The organism is Geodermatophilus sp. CPCC 205761, from assembly GCF_051383655.1.
Taxonomy (GTDB): domain Bacteria; phylum Actinomycetota; class Actinomycetes; order Mycobacteriales; family Geodermatophilaceae; genus Geodermatophilus.
Map to the genome: position 1 here is coordinate 25091 of NZ_JALPKQ010000003.1, position 16698 is coordinate 41788.

The 16698-nt window shown below is 74.2% G+C and carries 15 protein-coding genes; 2 read left to right on the forward strand and 13 right to left on the reverse strand.

Translation table 11 applies throughout. The features are described from left to right. Positions 1-92 precede the first annotated feature (92 nt). The 8 genes from MY526_RS02550 to uvrC form a co-directional block, all read right to left on the reverse strand. Positions 93-1877, reverse strand: coding sequence for an ABC transporter substrate-binding protein (locus MY526_RS02550; protein ID WP_436703161.1), 1785 nt, complete (start codon positions 1875-1877; stop codon positions 93-95). Positions 1878-1908: 31 nt separating this feature from the next. After that, positions 1909-2736, reverse strand: coding sequence for a triose-phosphate isomerase (gene tpiA, locus MY526_RS02555; protein ID WP_436694547.1), 828 nt, complete (start codon positions 2734-2736; stop codon positions 1909-1911). Next, entirely contained in the window at positions 2736-3941 is a 1206-nt protein-coding gene (locus MY526_RS02560; RefSeq protein ID WP_436694546.1) for a phosphoglycerate kinase, read from the reverse strand. Before MY526_RS02560 ends, tpiA begins: the two co-directional genes overlap by 1 nt. Positions 3942-3943: 2 nt before the next feature. Next, positions 3944-4948, reverse strand: coding sequence for a type I glyceraldehyde-3-phosphate dehydrogenase (gene gap, locus MY526_RS02565; RefSeq protein WP_436694545.1), 1005 nt, complete (start codon positions 4946-4948; stop codon positions 3944-3946). A gap of 212 nt (positions 4949-5160) precedes the next feature. Continuing rightward, entirely contained in the window at positions 5161-6141 is a 981-nt protein-coding gene (gene whiA / locus MY526_RS02570) for a DNA-binding protein WhiA (protein WP_436694544.1), read from the reverse strand. 119 nt (positions 6142-6260) lie between these two features. Then, the gene (locus MY526_RS02575) at positions 6261-7244 is read right to left on the reverse strand and encodes a gluconeogenesis factor YvcK family protein (protein ID WP_436694543.1); all 984 of its coding nucleotides are present in this window, start codon (positions 7242-7244) and stop codon (positions 6261-6263) included. After that, the gene (rapZ, locus tag MY526_RS02580) at positions 7244-8215 is read right to left on the reverse strand and encodes an RNase adapter RapZ (RefSeq protein WP_436703162.1); all 972 of its coding nucleotides are present in this window, start codon (positions 8213-8215) and stop codon (positions 7244-7246) included. The genes MY526_RS02575 and rapZ overlap by 1 nt, the downstream gene beginning before the upstream one ends. After that, positions 8212-10260, reverse strand: coding sequence for an excinuclease ABC subunit UvrC (gene uvrC / locus MY526_RS02585; RefSeq protein WP_436703163.1), 2049 nt, complete (start codon positions 10258-10260; stop codon positions 8212-8214). Before uvrC ends, rapZ begins: the two co-directional genes overlap by 4 nt. 164 nt (positions 10261-10424) lie before the next feature. Between uvrC and MY526_RS02590 the strand changes: the two genes are divergently transcribed. Continuing rightward, positions 10425-11312, forward strand: coding sequence for an alpha/beta fold hydrolase (locus tag MY526_RS02590; protein ID WP_436703164.1), 888 nt, complete (start codon positions 10425-10427; stop codon positions 11310-11312). Between the two features lie 40 nt (positions 11313-11352). Then, complete coding sequence (locus tag MY526_RS02595) at positions 11353-12222, forward strand: alpha/beta fold hydrolase (RefSeq protein ID WP_436703165.1); 870 nt, start codon at positions 11353-11355, stop codon at positions 12220-12222. 3 nt (positions 12223-12225) lie between these two features. On the opposite strand, the gene MY526_RS02600 is transcribed toward MY526_RS02595, so the two are convergent. Genes MY526_RS02600 through MY526_RS02620 form a run of 5 tightly spaced genes read right to left on the reverse strand, consistent with a single transcriptional unit; the run spans position 12226 to position 16681 of the window. Beyond that, complete coding sequence (locus MY526_RS02600) at positions 12226-13155, reverse strand: alpha/beta fold hydrolase (RefSeq protein ID WP_436703166.1); 930 nt, start codon at positions 13153-13155, stop codon at positions 12226-12228. Next, positions 13152-13568, reverse strand: a complete 417-nt coding sequence (locus MY526_RS02605) for a universal stress protein (RefSeq protein WP_436694537.1) — start codon at positions 13566-13568, stop codon at positions 13152-13154. Before MY526_RS02605 ends, MY526_RS02600 begins: the two co-directional genes overlap by 4 nt. Further along, the gene (locus tag MY526_RS02610) at positions 13569-15134 is read right to left on the reverse strand and encodes a tripartite tricarboxylate transporter permease (RefSeq protein WP_436694536.1); all 1566 of its coding nucleotides are present in this window, start codon (positions 15132-15134) and stop codon (positions 13569-13571) included. Next, complete coding sequence (locus tag MY526_RS02615) at positions 15135-15704, reverse strand: tripartite tricarboxylate transporter TctB family protein (protein WP_436694535.1); 570 nt, start codon at positions 15702-15704, stop codon at positions 15135-15137. After that, a complete protein-coding gene (locus MY526_RS02620) occupies positions 15701-16681 on the reverse strand; it encodes a Bug family tripartite tricarboxylate transporter substrate binding protein (RefSeq protein WP_436694534.1) in 981 nt (326 codons plus the stop codon). The genes MY526_RS02615 and MY526_RS02620 overlap by 4 nt, the downstream gene beginning before the upstream one ends. Positions 16682-16698: the final 17 nt, after the last annotated feature.

Here is a 16698-nt window from a genome sequence, read left to right on the forward strand (position 1 = left end):
CCCAGGGCTGTCAGCGGCTGTGCCACCCGTCCGCATCCGCGCCCTGGTCCGCTCCTCGCTCGCCGGCGCTCGCCGCGATGCTCCCAGGGCTGTCAGCGGACTCCGGCGGTGGCCAGGTCGTAGGACGTGTAGGCCGACATCACCACGCCGTTGCGCAGCCGCTGACCGGCCAGCAGCTGCACCCGGGTCTCGGTCAGCGGCACGTACGCGCCGGTGGCGGTGGCCGCGGTGGCGACCTCGCTCCAGGCGGCCCGGGCGGCCCCCGGGTCCCCAGCCGCAGCGCGCGCGGCGTCGATCAGCCCGTCGACGGCGGGATCGGCCAGGCGCGCGAAGTTGGTGTTGCCCACCGGGCTGATCGACCGGCCGTCGACCAGCGGCTCCAGGAACGAGCCGGGCGTCGGGACGTCCGCCGTCCAGGTGGCCAGGACGATGCCGAACCCGTTGGCCGCCACGTTGTCGGGGTTGCCGACGTCGGTGGCGTAGAAGCTCGGCGCGGCCAGCGGGCGCACCTCGACCTGGATGCCGATCTCGCCCAGCTGGCCGGCGATCTCGTCGGCCACCGCGACGCTGATGGTGGCGTCCGGGACGGCGAGCACCGTGCGGAAGCCGTCGGGCTGCCCGCAGGTGGCCAGCGACTCGCGGGCCGCGGCGAGGTCCGGCTCGGGGTCGGACTCCTCCGGCCCGCCCTCGAGGGCGCGCGGCCACAGCTGTGAGGTGCGGACGGCGTTGACCGCCCCGCCGAGCCGCTCCTGCACCGCCCGGCGGTCGATCGCGGCCGCGACCGCCGCCCGGCACGCGGGGTTGTCCAGCGGGGCCACGTTGGTCGGGAGGGCGAGCAGCCGTACCACCCCGCTGGTCACCTCGTCCACCCGCTCGGTGACCGGCACCTCCCCGCCGGCGCCCTCGGCCAGCCGTGCCGTCGTCGCCGCCTGCACGCCGGTGCCGGAGACGTCGACGTCGGCGGACCCGGCGAGCAGGGCCTGGTCGCGCTCCACGCCGGTCAGCCCGGTGCGCACGATCACCCGGTCGGGCAGCGCGGTGCGGACGTCGTCGGTGGCGCCGTCCCACTGCGGGTTGCGGTCGAGCACGATGCCGGTCACCGGGTCCACCGAGCTGATCGCGTACGGGCCGGAGGACACCGGATCGCGGCCGTAGTCGCCGGCGGTGTCGTTCTCGATCGGCACCGGGCTGCTGGAGGGCAGCGCCATCACGTACGGGAAGTCCGGCTGCGGGCTGCGCAGCCGGAAGGTGATCGTCCGGTCGTCGGGAGTCTCGACCGCCGCCAGCCCCAACTTGTCGGGCGCCTCGTCCTGGTAGGGCCCGGCGTAGGGGTTGCCCGGGTCGTCCAGCAGCTCGACGACCTGGGTGGGACCACCCACGACCACGTCGGAGGCGAAGGACCGTTCGATGCCGTACTTGACGTCGCGCGAGGTGATCGGCCGGCCGGTCTCGAACCGGGCGCCCTCGCGGAGGGTGAACGTCCAGGTGGTGCCGCCGTCGGGGCTGGTGCCCAGGTCGGTGGCGAGGTCGGCGACGAGCTGGTCGCTGCGCCCCGGCTCGGTGGAGAAGGTCACCAGGGTGCGGGTGTAGAGCCGCATGAGGTTCCACACGCCCGGCAGGTACGAGCGCTGCGGATCGAGGCTGTCCACCTCGCCGGTGACCACCCGGAGCGTGCCGCCCGCGGTGTCCGACGGCGCCCGGACACCGGTCAGGCCGGCGTCCGGGCCGCCGCCCTGGACGGGCACGCCCGTGTCGCCGTCCCCGCTGCTGCAGCTGACGGCGACCGCGACCACGAGCAGGACGGCGGCGGCGATGCCGACGACCCGGCCCCCGGTCCCGCGGGCCCAGGCCGGTCCCCGACTTCGCGTGCTGTCCACCTACCCGCTCCCCGCCTGCCGGCGGCGGCGGTCAGCTGCCGTCGGCGGCTGTCCGACAGATCTGCGTGAACTCGTCGGCGTCCAGGCTGGCGCCACCCACGAGTGCACCGTCGACGTCCGGCCCGGCCAGGATCCCGGCCGTGTTGGCGGCCTTCACCGACCCTCCGTACAGGATACGGACGACAGCGGCCGTCTCCGGGCCTAAACGCTCGGCGAGCCGCGTCCGCAGTGCGCCGCAGACCTCCTGCGCGTCCTCCGGGGTGGCGACCTCGCCGGTGCCGATCGCCCACACCGGCTCGTAGGCGATGACGATCCCGGTGCCCCCGCCCGGCGTGGTGACCTGCTCGGCGGTCAGCCCCTCGAGCGCCGCGTCGAGCTGCGCCGTGCAGTGCGCGACGTGCGTGCCGGCGCGGCGGACGTCGAGGCCCTCCCCCACGCAGAGGATCGGCACCAGGCCGTGCCGCAGCGCCGCCTGGACCTTGCTGGCCACGACCGCGTCGTCCTCGCCGTGCATCGCCCGCCGCTCGGAATGGCCGACGACGACGTAGGCGCAGGCGAGCGCGGCGAGCATCGCCCCGCTGACCTCACCGGTGTACGCGCCGGAGTCCTGCACGGAGAGGTCCTGCGCGCCGTAGCCGACCTCCAGCTTGTCGCCGGTCACCAGCGTCTGCACGCTGCGCAGGGCGGTGAACGGCGGCAGGACGACGACCTCGGCGGCCTCGAGCTCGGGCTCCTTGAGCGAGAAGGCGAGCTTCTGCACCAGCCCGATGGCCTCGAGGTGCGTCATGTGCATCTTCCAGTTGCCGGCGATGAGGGGACGGCGCCCCTCCCGCCGCGCGGCGGTGCCCTTGCGTGCCATCAGGCGTCCCCTCCGTCGGCGAGCACCGCGAGGCCCGGCAGCTCCCGGCCCTCGAGGTACTCCAGCGACGCGCCGCCGCCGGTGCTGATGTGGCCGTAGGCGGCCTCGTCGAGGTCCAGCTGCCGCACCGCGGCCGCGGAGTCGCCGCCGCCGACGACGGAGAGCCCGTCGATGGCCGCGACCGCCTGCGCCACGCCGCGGGTGCCGGCCTGGAAGGGCGCCAGCTCGAACACGCCCATCGGGCCGTTCCAGAAGACGGTGCGGGCGCCGCCGAGCTCCGTGCCGAACACCTCGACGGTGCGCGGTCCGACGTCCAGGCCCATCTGCCCGTCCGGGATCTCCTCGACCCCGACCGTGGTCGTCGCGGCGTCGGCACTGAACTCCGGGGCGCAGACGACGTCGACCGGCAGGACGATCCGGTCCCCCGCCTCGTCCAGCAGCCGGCGGCAGGTGTCGACCTGGTCGGCCTCCAGCAGCGACTTCCCGACGCCGTGGCCCTGGGCGGCCAGGAAGGTGAAGCACATCCCGCCGCCGACCAGCAGCCGGTCGACCTTGGGCAGCAGCGCCTCGATGACGGCGAGCTTGTCGCTGACCTTGGAGCCGCCGAGCACCACGACGTAGGGCCGCTGCGGATCCTGGGTCAGCCGGGTGAGGACGTCGAGCTCCTGGGCCACCAGCCGGCCGGCCACGTGCGGCAGCCGCTGGGCGACGTCGAACACCGAGGCGTGCTTGCGGTGCACCGCGCCGAACGCGTCGTCGACGTAGACGTCGGCCAGCGCGGCCAGCCGGTCGGCCAGCTCGCCCCGCTCGGCGTCGTCCTTGGAGGTCTCGGCGGCCTCGAAGCGGACGTTCTCCAGCAGCAGCACGTCACCGTCGGCGAGGCCGGCGGCCCGGGCCCGCGCGTCGTCCCCGGCGACGTCGGTGGCCAGGGGCACCGCGGTGCCGAGCAGCTCGCCGAGCCGCTCGGCGACCGGGGCGAGGGAGAACTGCGGGTCCGGGGAGCCCTTCGGGCGGCCGAGGTGGGCGGCGACGATCACGCGGGCGCCGGCGTCCCGGAGCGCCTGCACGGTGGGCAGGCTGGCCCGGATCCGGCCGTCGTCGGTGATCGCGCGGGTGCTCTTGTCGAGGGGGACGTTCAGGTCGGCGCGCACGAGCACGCGCCGACCCGAGACGCCCTCGGCGAGCAGGTCGTCGAGGGAGCGCATCGTCAGAGGGACTTGCCCACCAGCGCGGTCAGGTCGACGAGGCGGTTGGAGTAGCCCCACTCGTTGTCGTACCAGCCGAGCACCTTGACCATCGGGCCGAAGACCTTGGTCAGCTTGGCGTCGTAGATGCACGACGCCGGGTCGGTGACGATGTCGGAGGAGACGATCGGCGCGTCGGTGTAGGTGAGGTACTTGCCGAGCGGGCCGGCCGCCGCCTCGCGGTAGGCGGCGTCGATCTCCTCCGCCGAGGCCTCCCGGTTCACGGTCACCGTGAGGTCGGTGGCCGAGCCGGTGGGCAGGGGCACGCGCATGGCGTACCCGTCGAGCTTGCCCTTGAGCTCGGGCAGCACCAGCCCGATGGCCTTCGCGGCGCCGGTGGACGTCGGCACCATGTTGAGCGCGGCGGCGCGGGCGCGGCGGAGGTCCTTGTGCGGACCGTCCTGCAGGTTCTGGTCGGCGGTGTAGGCGTGGATCGTGGTCATCAGGCCGCGCTCGATGCCGAACGCGTCGTTGAGGACCTTCGCCAGCGGGGCCAGGCAGTTCGTGGTGCAGGACGCGTTGCTGATGATCGTCTGCGAGCCGTCGTAGAGGTTGTCGTTGACGCCCATGACGATCGTGATGTCGTCGTCGCTGGCCGGCGCGGAGATGATGACCTTCTTCGCGCCACCGGCGTCGACGTGCTTGCGGGCGTCGGCGGCCTTGGTGAAGAAGCCGGTGGACTCGACGACGACGTCGACGCCCAGGTCGCCCCACGGCAGGCTGGCCGGGTCGCGCTCGGAGAGCACCTTGATGGTGTTCCCGCCGACCTTGATGCCCTCGCCGTCGGCGGCGACGTCGTCGGCCAGCTTGCCGAGGATGCTGTCGTACTTGAGCAGGTGGGCGAGGACCTCGGGGCTGGTGAGGTCGTTCACCGCCACGATCTCGATGTCCTGGCCGCTGGCCGCGGCGGCCCGCCAGAAGTTGCGGCCGATCCGGCCGAATCCGTTGATGCCCACGCGCACGGTCACTGCAGACCTCCGATGTCGGTCGACGCTGTCAGTCGGGGCCGCGAGACCGCGGCCTCGCTCCGGCGACGACCCTAGCGGTCGCGGGAGGCCGGGGCCCGGGCCGCCCGGAGAGGCGACCCGGGCCCACGGAGGCGGCCCCTCCAGGGTCCCGCTGGAACGGCCACCCTCCAGGGTCCCGCGCCGAGCGAGGCGTGGGGGGAAGGGTGGTCCTCCTACTGGGCGAGCATGTCCTCGGTGACCACCGACTCGGTGTCGGGGATGCCGAGGTCCTTGGCCCGCTTGTCGGCCATCGCCAGCAGCCGGCGGATCCGGCCGGCCACGGCGTCCTTGGTCATCGGCGGGTCGGCGCGCTGGCCGAGCTCCTCCAGCGAGGCCTGGCCGAACTCCAGCCGCAGCCGGCCGGCTACCAACAGGTGCTCTGGGGCGTCGCCGGCGAGGATCTCCAGGGCGCGCTCCACGCGGGCGCTGGCGGCCACCGCAGCGCGGGCCGAGCGGCGCAGGTTGGCGTCGTCGAAGTTGGCCAGCCGGTTGGCCGTCGCCCGGACCTCGCGGCGCATCCGCCGCTCCTCCCAGGCCAGCACCGCGTCGTGCGCGCCCATGCGGGTCAGCAGCGCGCTGATCGCGTCGCCGTCCCGGACGACCACCCGGTCGGCGCCGCGCACCTCCCGGGCCTTGGCGGCGATGCCCAGCCGCCGCGCCGCGCCGACCAGGGCCATCGCGGCCTCGGGACCGGGGCAGGTGACCTCGAGCGAGGAGGAGCGGCCGGGCTCGGTGAGCGAGCCGTGGGCGAGGAAGGCGCCCCGCCAGGCGGCCTCGGCGTCGTTGATCCCGCCGGAGACGACCGACGGCGGCAGGCCGCGCACCGGGCGACCGCGCTGGTCGACCAGCCCGGTCTGCCGGGCCAGCCCCTCGCCGTGCTTGGCGATCCGGACGAGATAGCGGACGCCGCGGCGGATGTTGCCGCCGGCGAGCACGCTCACGCCGCTGGTGTAGCCGTAGACCTCGCTGATGTCACGGCGCAGCCGGCGGGCCACCGAGCCGGTGTCCAGCTCGGCCTCGATGACCACGCGGCCACCGACGATGTGCAGCCCGCCGCTGAAGCGCAGCAGGGCGGTGACCTCCGCCTTGCGCTCGGAGGTCTTGGTGCACTCCACCCGCGACAGCTCGTCCTTGACCATGGCCGTCATCGCCATGCCGTCCACCCCCACGTTCCCCCGGGGTTACCAGGCCCCATGTGCGACGTCCCCTCTTCTTCCCCTCGTACCGTCACCGGTACTCGGCGTTGCCGTACCCGGCAGCTCCCTTCCATGCCCTACGCCTCCCCGACGGCGGACCCGAGCGCCGCCGCCAGGCGGGCCGGGTCGTGCCGCGGAGCGCCGTCGAGCTCGGCGACGGGAGCCAGGACCAGCTCCGCGCCGCACTCACGCACCGCAGAAAGGAGACCACAGCGGTCAACAACCGAGTCGACATCGGCAATCACCGTGTGCAGCGCCACTCCGCCCAGATGGGCGCGCAGCACCGCCAGGTGCTCCTCCGGCGAGAAGCCGTCGGTCTCCCCCGGCTGCGGTTCCAGGTTGAGGACGACGACCACGCGGGCCCTGCTGGCGGCCAGCGCGGCCCGCAGCCGGGGCACCAGCAGGTGCGGCAGCACGGAGGTGTACCAGGAGCCGGGACCGAGCGACACGACGTCGGCCGCGGCGATGGCGTCGAGCACCGCGGCGCTCACCGGCGGGTCCGGCGGGGAGACCAGGATGTCCCGCACCCGGCCGGGCGTGCTGGCGATGGCCACCTGCCCGCGGATGGTGCGGGTGCGGGCCGGGTCGTCGGGGTCGGTGCTCTCCACCCGCGCGACGAGGTCGAGCGGGACGTCGGCCATCGGCAGCACCCGGCCGCGGGCGCCGAGCAGCCGGCAGAGGTCGTCCAGCGCCGCGACGGCGTCTCCGTCGTGCAGCTCGGTCAGGCCGGTGAGCACGAGGTTCCCCACCGGGTGCCCCGCCAGCACGCCGGTGCCGCCGAACCGGTGCTGCAGCAGCGCCGCCATCCGGCGGGTGTCCTCGGCCTGGTCGGCCAGGGCGGCCAGCGCCATGCGCAGGTCCCCCGGCGGCAGCACCGGCATCTCGCGGCGGATCCGGCCGGAGGAGCCGCCGTCGTCGGCCACGGTGACCACGGCGGTGAGCGCGGGGGTGATCCGTCGCCACGCGGCCAGCGCGGCGGCCAGGCCGTGCCCACCGCCGAAGGCGACAACGCGGGGCGGCCGCCCGGACGACGCCTCCGGACCCTCGGGTGCGGCGCCCACTACTCGCGGCCCAGGTCGCGGTGCTGGACGGCCGCCGCGACGCCGTCGGCGGTCAGCCGGCGGGCGAACTCCTCGGCGATCGCCACGCTGCGGTGCTTGCCGCCGGTGCAGCCGACGGCGAGGGTCAGGTAGCGCTTGCCCTCCCGCCGGTAGCCGGGGATCAGCAGCCGCAGCACGTCGAGGTAGCGGTCGAGGAACGCTCCGGCGTCCTCCTGGCCGAGGACGTAGTCGCGCACGTCCGGGTCCTGACCGGTGTGCGGGCGCAGCTCCGGCAGCCAGTGCGGGTTGGGCAGGAAGCGGGCGTCGATCACGAGGTCGGCGTCCAGCGGAAGCCCGTACTTGAAGCCGAAGCTGAGCACCGTCGCGGTGAGCGGTGGCGCCTGGCCCTCGTGGGCGAAGGAGTTCTCCAGCGTGGCGCGCAGCTGGTGGACGTTGAGGTCGCTGGTGTCGACCCACAGGTCGGCCTCACCGGCGATCCCGGTCAGCACTGCGCGCTCGGCGGTGATCCCGTCGATGAGCGTGCCGCCGTCCTGCAGCGGGTGCTCGCGCCGGTTGGACTCGTAGCGGCGCACCAGCACCTCGTCGCGGGCGTGCACGTAGACCACCCGCGGCCGGTGGCCCACCTCGGCCAGCACCCGGATCGCCTCCTGCAGGTCGCTGGAGAACGCCCGGCTGCGCACGTCGACCACGGCGGCGAACCGGCGGACGTCGCCGCGCGCGCCCAGCTCGACCATCGGCAGCAGCAGCGCCGGCGGGAGGTTCTCCACGACGAAGAAGCCGAGGTCCTCCAGCACCCGGCCGGCGCTGTTCTTGCCGGCGCCGGACAGCCCGGTGACGACGACGACGTCCAGCGGCTGGGTCTCGGTCGACGTCGGGTCGATCGGCGGCGGCACGTCGGTGTGCGGGTGCCCGGGCGCGCCCGGCGGCGTGCCGAGGACGCCGCCGCCGGACGCGCGGGTCAGCTCGCTCACGAGGCCACACGTCCGACCTCGGCCGTGGCACCGGCGTCGGGTCGGGGCGTGCCGCGATCGGCGGGCCCCTGCGGCGCGGTGGTCGTCGCCACGACGTCGTCCGACGCGGCGTCGGGATCCGGCGGTGTCTCCGCCGCCGGCTCCGCGACCGCGGCCTGCACCGCCTCCGCCGTCCGGCGTCCGATGCCGGGCACGGCCATGAGCTCCTCGACCGTGGCCGCGCGCAGCCGCTTGAGGGATCCGAACTGCTTCATCAACGCCTTCCGCCGCGTCTCCCCGAGGCCGGGGACGTCGTCCAACAGGGAGACCAGCATGCCGGTGGACCGCTTCTGCCGGTGATAGGTGATGGCGAACCGGTGGGCCTCGTCGCGGACCCGCTGCAACAGGTACAGCGCCTCGGAGGTGCGCGGCAGGATCACAGGGTCGCGCTCGTTGGGCAGCCACACCTCCTCCATCCGCTTGGCCAGCCCGCAGACGGCGACGTCGACGACGCCCAGTTCGTCCAGCGAGCGCGCGGCCGCCGCCACCTGCGGCGCACCGCCGTCGACGACGAGCAGGTTCGGCGGGTACGCGAACCGGCGCGGCCGGCCCTCCTCCGCGGCGACGCCCTGCTCGTCCCGACGGTCGGCCTCCTCCTTGAGGTGCCGGGCGAACCGCCGCCGGACGACCTCGGCCATCGCCGCGGTGTCGTCGGTTCCGTTGGTGACGCTGAACCGGCGGTAGTCGGACTTCTTCGCCAGGCCGTCCTCGAAGACCACCATCGAGGCCACCACGTTGGTGCCCTGGACGTGGGAGACGTCGATGCACTCGATGCGCAGCGGCGCGTCGGGCAGCTCGAGCGCCTCCTGCAGCTCCGAGAGCGCCAGGGACCGGGCGGTGAGGTCGCTGGCCCGCTTCACCCGGTGCCGGGCGAAGGCCTCCTTGGCGTTGCGCTCCACCGTCTCCAGCAGCGCCCGCTTGTCGCCGCGCTGCGGCACCCGCAGCGAGACCCGCGAGCCGCGGAGCTCGCTGAGCAGGTCGGCGTAGACGTCGGCGTCGTCGGGGAGCTCGGGGACGAGCACCTCGCGGGGCACGGCCTCCCCCGCCTCGCCGACGCCGGTCTGCTCGTCGACCCCGCCGTAGACCTGCAGCAGGAACTGCTCGACCAGCTCGCCGGTGGTGACCGCCTCCACCTTGTCGACGATCCACCCGCGCTGGCCGCGAACCCGCCCGCCGCGGACGTGGAAGACCTGCACCGAGGCCTCGAGCTCGTCCTGGGCGAAGGCGACGACGTCGGCGTCGGTGCCGTCGCCCAGGACGACGGCCTGCTTCTCCAGGGCCCGCCGCAGGGCCCCCAGGTCGTCGCGCAGCCGGGCGGCCTTCTCGTACTCCATCGCCTCCGCGGCGGCGGCCATCTCCTGCTCCAGCCGCTTGACCATCTGCTCGGTGCGGCCGGCCATGAAGTCGCAGAAGTCGTCGACGATCTCGCGGTGCTCCTCGGCGGAGACGCGGCCCACGCAGGGCGCGGCGCACTTGCCGATGTAGCCGAGCAGGCACGGCCGGCCGATCTGCCCGGCCCGCTTGAAGACGCCGTTGCTGCAGGTGCGCGCGGGGAAGACCCGGGTGAGGGTGTCGAGGGTCTCGCGGATCGCCCACGCGTGCGCGTAGGGGCCGAAGTAGCGGACGCCCTTCTTCTTCGGCCCGCGCATGACCTGCAGCCGCGGGTACTCCTCGTTCAGCGTCACGGCCAGCGACGGGTAGCTCTTGTCGTCGCGGTAGCGGACGTTGAACCGCGGGTCGAACTCCTTGATCCAGTTGTACTCGAGCTGGAGCGCCTCGACCTCGGTGCCGACGACGGTCCACTCCACGCTGGCCGCCGTCGTGACCATCTGGCGGGTGCGCGGGTGCAGGCCGGCGACGTCGGCGAAGTAGCTGTTCAGCCGCTGGCGGAGGCTCTTGGCCTTGCCGACGTAGATGACCCGGCCGCCGGGGTCGCGGAACCTGTAGACCCCCGGCGACTCCGGGATGCTGCCGACCGCCGGTCGGTACGTGGACGGGTCCGGCATGGAGCCCAGGTTAGGTCGGGGGGACGACGGTCCGCCCACCCCGGGGCGCGGGAACCGTCACAGGGACCACACGGATGTGATTCCGCCGCCCGCCCGGCCGTTGACAGCCCCGCCGTCCGGGTCCCAGCCTGGTTCCGCACGGGGGCAGGCGAGAGGGCCCCTCCATGGGTGCACACGTCCGTGCGGGCGACCGGCAGATCTGGACCGAGCAGGTCGGGCAGGGGCCCGACGTCCTGCTGATCGGTGGTCTCGGCGACACCGTCGAGTCCTGGCAGTTCCAGCTCGACGGCCTGGCCGACCGCTACCGGCTGACCGCCTTCGACAACCGCGGCGCCGGGCGGACCCCGATGCCGGCCGAGGGAGCCACCGTGGCGGGGATGGCCGACGACGCGGCCGCCGTCCTCGAAGCCCTCGGCATCGGGTCCGCGCACGTCGCGGGCTTCTCGGGTGGCAGCCTCATCAGCCAGGAGCTGGCACTGCGCCGTCCCGACCTGGTCCGCAGCCTGGTGCTGCAGAGCACGTGGGCGGCGCTCGATCCGTACTTCCGCGCATGGGGACACTTCGTCGAGTGGCTGGTCGACAACGCCTCCGACGAGCGCACCTTCCTCGAGTCGTTCTTCCTGTGGATCTACACGCCCCGCGCGCACAACGACGGCACCGTCGCAGCCTTCATCGACGAGGTGGTCGCCTTCCCCCACAAGCAGTCGGCGGAGGACGTGCACCGCTTCCTCGCCGACATCTGGCACTACGACAGCACCGAGCGGCTGCCCGGCATCAGCGCGCCGACGCTGGTGCTGGCGGGGGGTGTCGACCCCACCGCACGACCGCACCTCGGCCGGGCGGTCGCCGACCTGATCCCCGGGGCGCGCTTCGAGGTGTGGGAGACCGAGTCACACCAGCCCTTCCAGGAGGTCCCGGACCGGTGGAACGCCCGCGTGGACGCGTTCTGGCAGGAGGTCGCGGCCCGCGCCGGGACGCCGCACCCCCGGGCGGCGGACGACGAACACCCGTCGCCGGACCGGCCCCCGGCACCCTCCGCCCGCGGCGGCTGACCGGCCCGCCCACCGCGGCGCCGGAGAGAGGAGGCCGGAGATGGGCCGGCACATCCGGGTCCGGGAGCTCGACATCTGGACCGAGCAGGTCGGGCAGGGGCCCGACGTCCTGCTGATCGGCGGCGCCGGGGACACCGTCGAGTCGTGGCAGTTCCAGCTCGACGGGCTGGCCGACCGCTACCGGCTGACCGCCTTCGACAACCGCGGCGCCGGGCGGACGGCGATGCCCCGCGGCCGGGTGAGCGTGGCCACGATGGCCGACGACGCCGCCGACGTCCTGGACGGCCTCGGGATCGCGTCGGCGCACGTGGCGGGGTTCTCCGGCGGCAGCATCGTCAGCCAGGAGCTGGCGCTGCGCCGTCCCGACCTGGTGCGCAGCCTGGTGCTGCAGAGCACCTGGCCGGTGCCGGACCGCTACCTGAGCACGTGGCTGCGGTTCGTCCAGCGGCTGGCGGCGGTCGACTGGAGCGAGCGCGACTTCCTCGAGGGCTTCTTCCTCGACATCTACACGGCACGGGCGCACGACGACGGCACCGTCGCGGCCTTCATCGACGAGGTGCTCGCCTTCCCGCACAAGCAGGCGCCGGAGGACCTGCAGCGCTACCTCGACGCGTTCCTCGACCACGACGGCACGGCGGGGCTGCCCCGGATCACGGCGCCGACGCTGGTGCTCGCCGGTGGCGTCGACGTGGTCGCCCGCCCGCCGCTGGGGCAGGCCGTCGCCGAGGCGGTCCCCGGGGCGCAGTTCGAGGTGTGGGCGACCGAGGCGCACCAGCCCTTCCAGGAGGTCCCCGACCGGTGGAACGCCCGCGTCGACACGTTCTGGCAGGAGGTCGAGGCCGGCATCGGGACGCCGCACCCGCGGGCGGCGGACCACGACCGCGCGGCGCCGGCCCGCCGCGAGGGGTGACGCTCAGCCGGGGATCCGGCCGTCCAACCAGGCCAGCAGGTCGCCGGTCACCTCGTTGCGGTTGGTCTCGTTGAAGACCTCGTGGCGGGCGTCGTCGTAGACGTGCAGCTCGACCGGCAGGCCCCGGGCCCGGAGCAGGTCGGCGAGTGCGATGACCTGGCCGGCGTCGACCCCGCCGACCGGGTCCCGGCTGCCGGCCAGCAGCAGGACCGGCAGTCCGTCGGGGATCGTCGCGAGCGCGTCGGGGGTCACCGATCCGACGGCCAGGCCGAAGACGCCGGCGGCGTAGCCCGCGGTCAGCGGCATCCGGTCGCCGCACAGCGGGTCGGTGACGTACGCGTCGACCTCGGCGGGGTCGCGGGAGAGCCAGTCGAAGCGGGTGCGGGCCGGCTCGAAGGCCTCGTTGAAGGCGCCCAGCGCGTCGAGGGCGTGCTCGCCGGCTCCCGCCGCGACGGCCTCGTCCAGGGCGGCGACCGTGTCGGCGAGGTGCGGGGCCACGCCGACCGGCCCGGACAGCACCAGGCCGGCGAGGTCGCCGCCGTCCCGCTCCGCGGCGGCGAGCGCGACGATCGAGCCCATCGAGTGGCCCACGAGCACCCGTGGCACGCCGGGCTGCTGCTCGGCCATCACCCGCTGCAGGGCCCGGACGTCCCCCAGGAGGCTGTCCACGCCGGCGCCTCCGGAGCCCCCGAACCGGCCGACCCCGCTGCTCTCCGCCGTCCTGCCGTGTCCCCGGAGGTCGAGGGCGTACACGGCCAGGCCGCGGCCGGTCAGCGCCGCCGCCAGGCGGCCGTACCGGCCGGAGTGCTCCGAGGCGCCGTGGACGATCTGGACGGTGCCGCGGACGTCGCCGTCGGGCAGCCAGCGCCGGTAGACCAGGCGGACGCCGTCGGGGGCCTCCAGCTGCCGCAGTTCGTCTGACGTCGCCGTCATCGGGGGGCCTCTCCAGGTGGGTTCTTCACCGCCAGGACCGGGCAGTCGACGTCCAGCAGGATCCGCTGGGCGGCGCTGCCCATGAGCAGCTTGCCCACCGCCGAGCGCTTGCGCAGGCCGATGACCAGCAGCTCCGCCCCGGTCTCCTCGACCACGGCGGCCAGCTCCTCGGCCACGTCCCTCCCCCGGACCGGCTGGCGGACCTCGAACACGACCCCGGCCGCGGCGAGGTCGGTGTGCAGCCGCTGCAGGCGGTCGCCCTGGAGGAACTCCTCGTCGACGAGCGCGTCCCCGCGCGAGCTGTTGACCACCACCAGCCGCGCGTCCCGCCGCTGGGCCTCGACGACGGCGTGCTCCAGCGCCGCCTCACCCCGCGGGTTGGCGACGACGCCCACCACCACGACCCCGCTCACTCAGCCCTCCCCTCCCTCGCGGTTGGCCGCCGCGGTGTCGCGGTGGCGCAGCTCGCCGCTCTCCTGCACCTCCTCGGGGGTCGCGCGGCGGCCGCGGACGACGCGCAGCACGATCGGCACGACGAGCGCCAGGAGGGCCAGCAGCAGCACGATCCGGCTGAACCAGGTGTCGACGAGGACGCTGAGGTCCCCGCCGCTGATGGCCAGGGCCCGCCGGAGGTTGGTCTCGGCGATCGGCCCGAGGATCAGGCCGATCACCGCCGGCGCCACCGGCCAGCCGTAGCGCCTCATGACGAACCCGAGCCCGCCGAGCAGGAGCAGCAGCACGAGGTCGAGCGGGTCGGCGTTCACCGCGTAGCACCCGAGCGAGGCGAACAGCAGGATGCCCGCGTACAGGTACGGGCGCGGGATGCGCAGCAGCTTCACCCACACGCCGGCCAGCGGCAGGTTGAGCACCAGCAGCATCGTGTTGCCGATGAACAGGGCCGCGATGAGGGTCCAGACCAGGGTGGACTCGGTGGTCAGCAGGGTCGGGCCCGGCTGGATGCCGTAGCCCTGGAACGCGGCCAGCAGGATCGCCGCCGTGGCCGACGTCGGCAGCCCGAGGGTGAGCAGGGGCACCAGGACGCCGGCGGCCGCGGCGTTGTTCGCCGCCTCCGGCCCGGCCACGCCCTCGATCGCGCCCTTCCCGAACTGCTCGGGGTGCTTGGTCAGCTTCCGCTCGGCGGCGTAGGAGAGGAACGTCGGGATCTCGGCGCCGCCGGCCGGCAGCGCCCCGAACGGGAACCCGAGGGCGGTGCCGCGCAGCCACGGTTTCCAGGAGCGGCGGAGGTCCTCCCCGGTCATGTACCGGCCGGACGCCGCCATCACCTCCACGGGCCCGTGCCGCAGCCGGGAGGCGACGTAGAGCGCCTCCCCGACGGCGAACAGGGCCACCGCCACGACGACGACGTCGATGCCGTCGTTCAGCTGCGGGACGCCGAGGGTGAAGCGCTCCTGCCCGGTGAGGACGTCGGTGCCGACCAGCCCGAGGTAGAGCCCGATGCCGAGGGAGGCCAGGCCGCGCAGCGGGGACGCACCGAGCACCGTGGCCACCGCGACGAAGGCGAACACGGCCAGCGCGAAGTAGTCCGCCGCGGTGATCCCGATGGCGAGGTCGACGACGACCGGCGCCACCAGGGCGAGCAGCAAGGTGGCGATCGTGCCCGCCACGAAGGAGCCGATCGCCGCGGTCGCCAGGGCGGCGGCCCCACGGCCGGCCTTGGCCATCTTGTTGCCCTCGAGCGCGGTCATGATCGAACTGGCCTCGCCGGGGGTGTTCAGCAGGATCGACGTCGTCGACCCGCCGTACATGCCGCCGTAGTAGATGCCGGCGAACATGATGAACGCGCTGGTCGGCTCGAGGACATAGGTGACCGGCAGCAGCAGGGCCACCGTCATCGCCGGACCGATGCCGGGGAGGACGCCGACCGCCGTCCCCAGCAGCACGCCGATGAAGGCGAACAGCAGGTTGATGGGGGTCAGCGCGTCCGCGAAGCCGCCGGCGAGGTCGGAGAGCGCGTCCATCTAGAACCAGCCCGTCGCCAGCTCGAGGAGCGTCCCGCCGGGCAGCGCCACGTTCAGCGCCTTGACGAAGACGATCCAGACGACGATCGAGGTGATCCCCCCGACGATCAGCGGCCGGACGATGCCCCGGGCACCGAGGGCCCAGGCGACCGTGCCGAACATCAGGGTGACCGCCAGCGGCCAGCCGACGACGTTGATCAGCAGGGCGTGGGCCAGGAAGGCGACGGCGATGATGCCGACCGCGCGCCAGTCCGTGCCGACCGTGAGGTCGACGTCCTCGCTCTCGTCGGCGGGCCCCCGGTCGCCGCGGAACACCCGCACGCCCAGCGCCAGCGCGGTGGCGATGATCAGGCCGCCGACGAGGTAGGGGAAGAACCGCGGTCCGACGTTGCTCGCCGATCCGGGCACGGCGATGCTGCCGGCGTCCAGGACGAGGTAGACGCCGAGCGCGCCCAGCAGGACGGTCAGCGCCAGCTCGCCGTTGTTCCGGCCGGTCTGCTCCGGCGCGGGCGTCGCGGCCGGTGACTCGTCGCCGCCCGGCGGGGCGGGCGCGGGCTCCCGCGCGCTCACTGCACCAGGCCGATCTGCACCAGGATCTCGCGCACCCGCGTCTCCTCCGCGGCGAGGAACTCGCCGTACTCCTCCCCGGTGAGCAGCAGGTCGTCCCAGCCGTTGTTCTCCAGCGCCTCGGCCCACTCGTCGCTGTCATGCGTGTCGACGACCAGCTGGATGAGGTCCTCGCGGGCGGAGTCGCTCATGCCGGGGCGGGCCATCACGCCACGCCAGTTGGACACCTCGACGTCGAACCCCGACTCGATCAGCGTGGGGACGTCGGGGACCTGGTCGCTGCGCTCGGCCGTGGAGACCGCCAATCCCTTGAGGTCGCCGGAGGCGACCTGCGGCCCGTAGTCGGCGGTGCCGGAGATGCCGGCCGTGACCTGTCCGCCGAGCAGTGCCGACAGCGACTCACCCCCGCCGGAGTACGGGATGTAGTTGATCTGCCCGGGGTCGATGCCGGCGGCCACGGCGAGCAGGCCGGCGAGGATCTGGTCGGTGCCGCCGGCCGAGCCGCCGGCGATCGGCGTCGCGGCGGGGTCGGCCGCCCAGACCTCGACGAAGCCGGCGATGTCGTCGAACGGCGCATCGGCCGGGGCGACGATCAGCTCGGTCTCGCCGATCAGCCGGGCGATGGGCGTGACGTCGGTGAGCCGGGTGGACGAGTCGTTGGTGTCGACGGCGCCGACCATGACCAGCCCCATCATCATCAGCAGGGCGTCGTCGTCCTCCCGGCTGAGCTGACCCAGGCCGATCACCCCGCCGGCGCCCTCGACGTTGAACACCTGCACGTTGCGGGCCAGGCCGCTGCTCTGGATGGTCCGCTGCATCACGCGGGCGGTCGTGTCCCAGCCGCCGCCGGGGCTGGCCGGGGCCATGATCCGCAGCCGGGAGAGGTCGCCGGGCTGGACCACCGTCCCCGCGCAGGACGCCAGCGCGCTCAGGGCCGGCGCGGCGACGAGGCCGGCGAGGAGGGATCTTCGGGTGAGCACGGCTGCCGGCCTCCCGG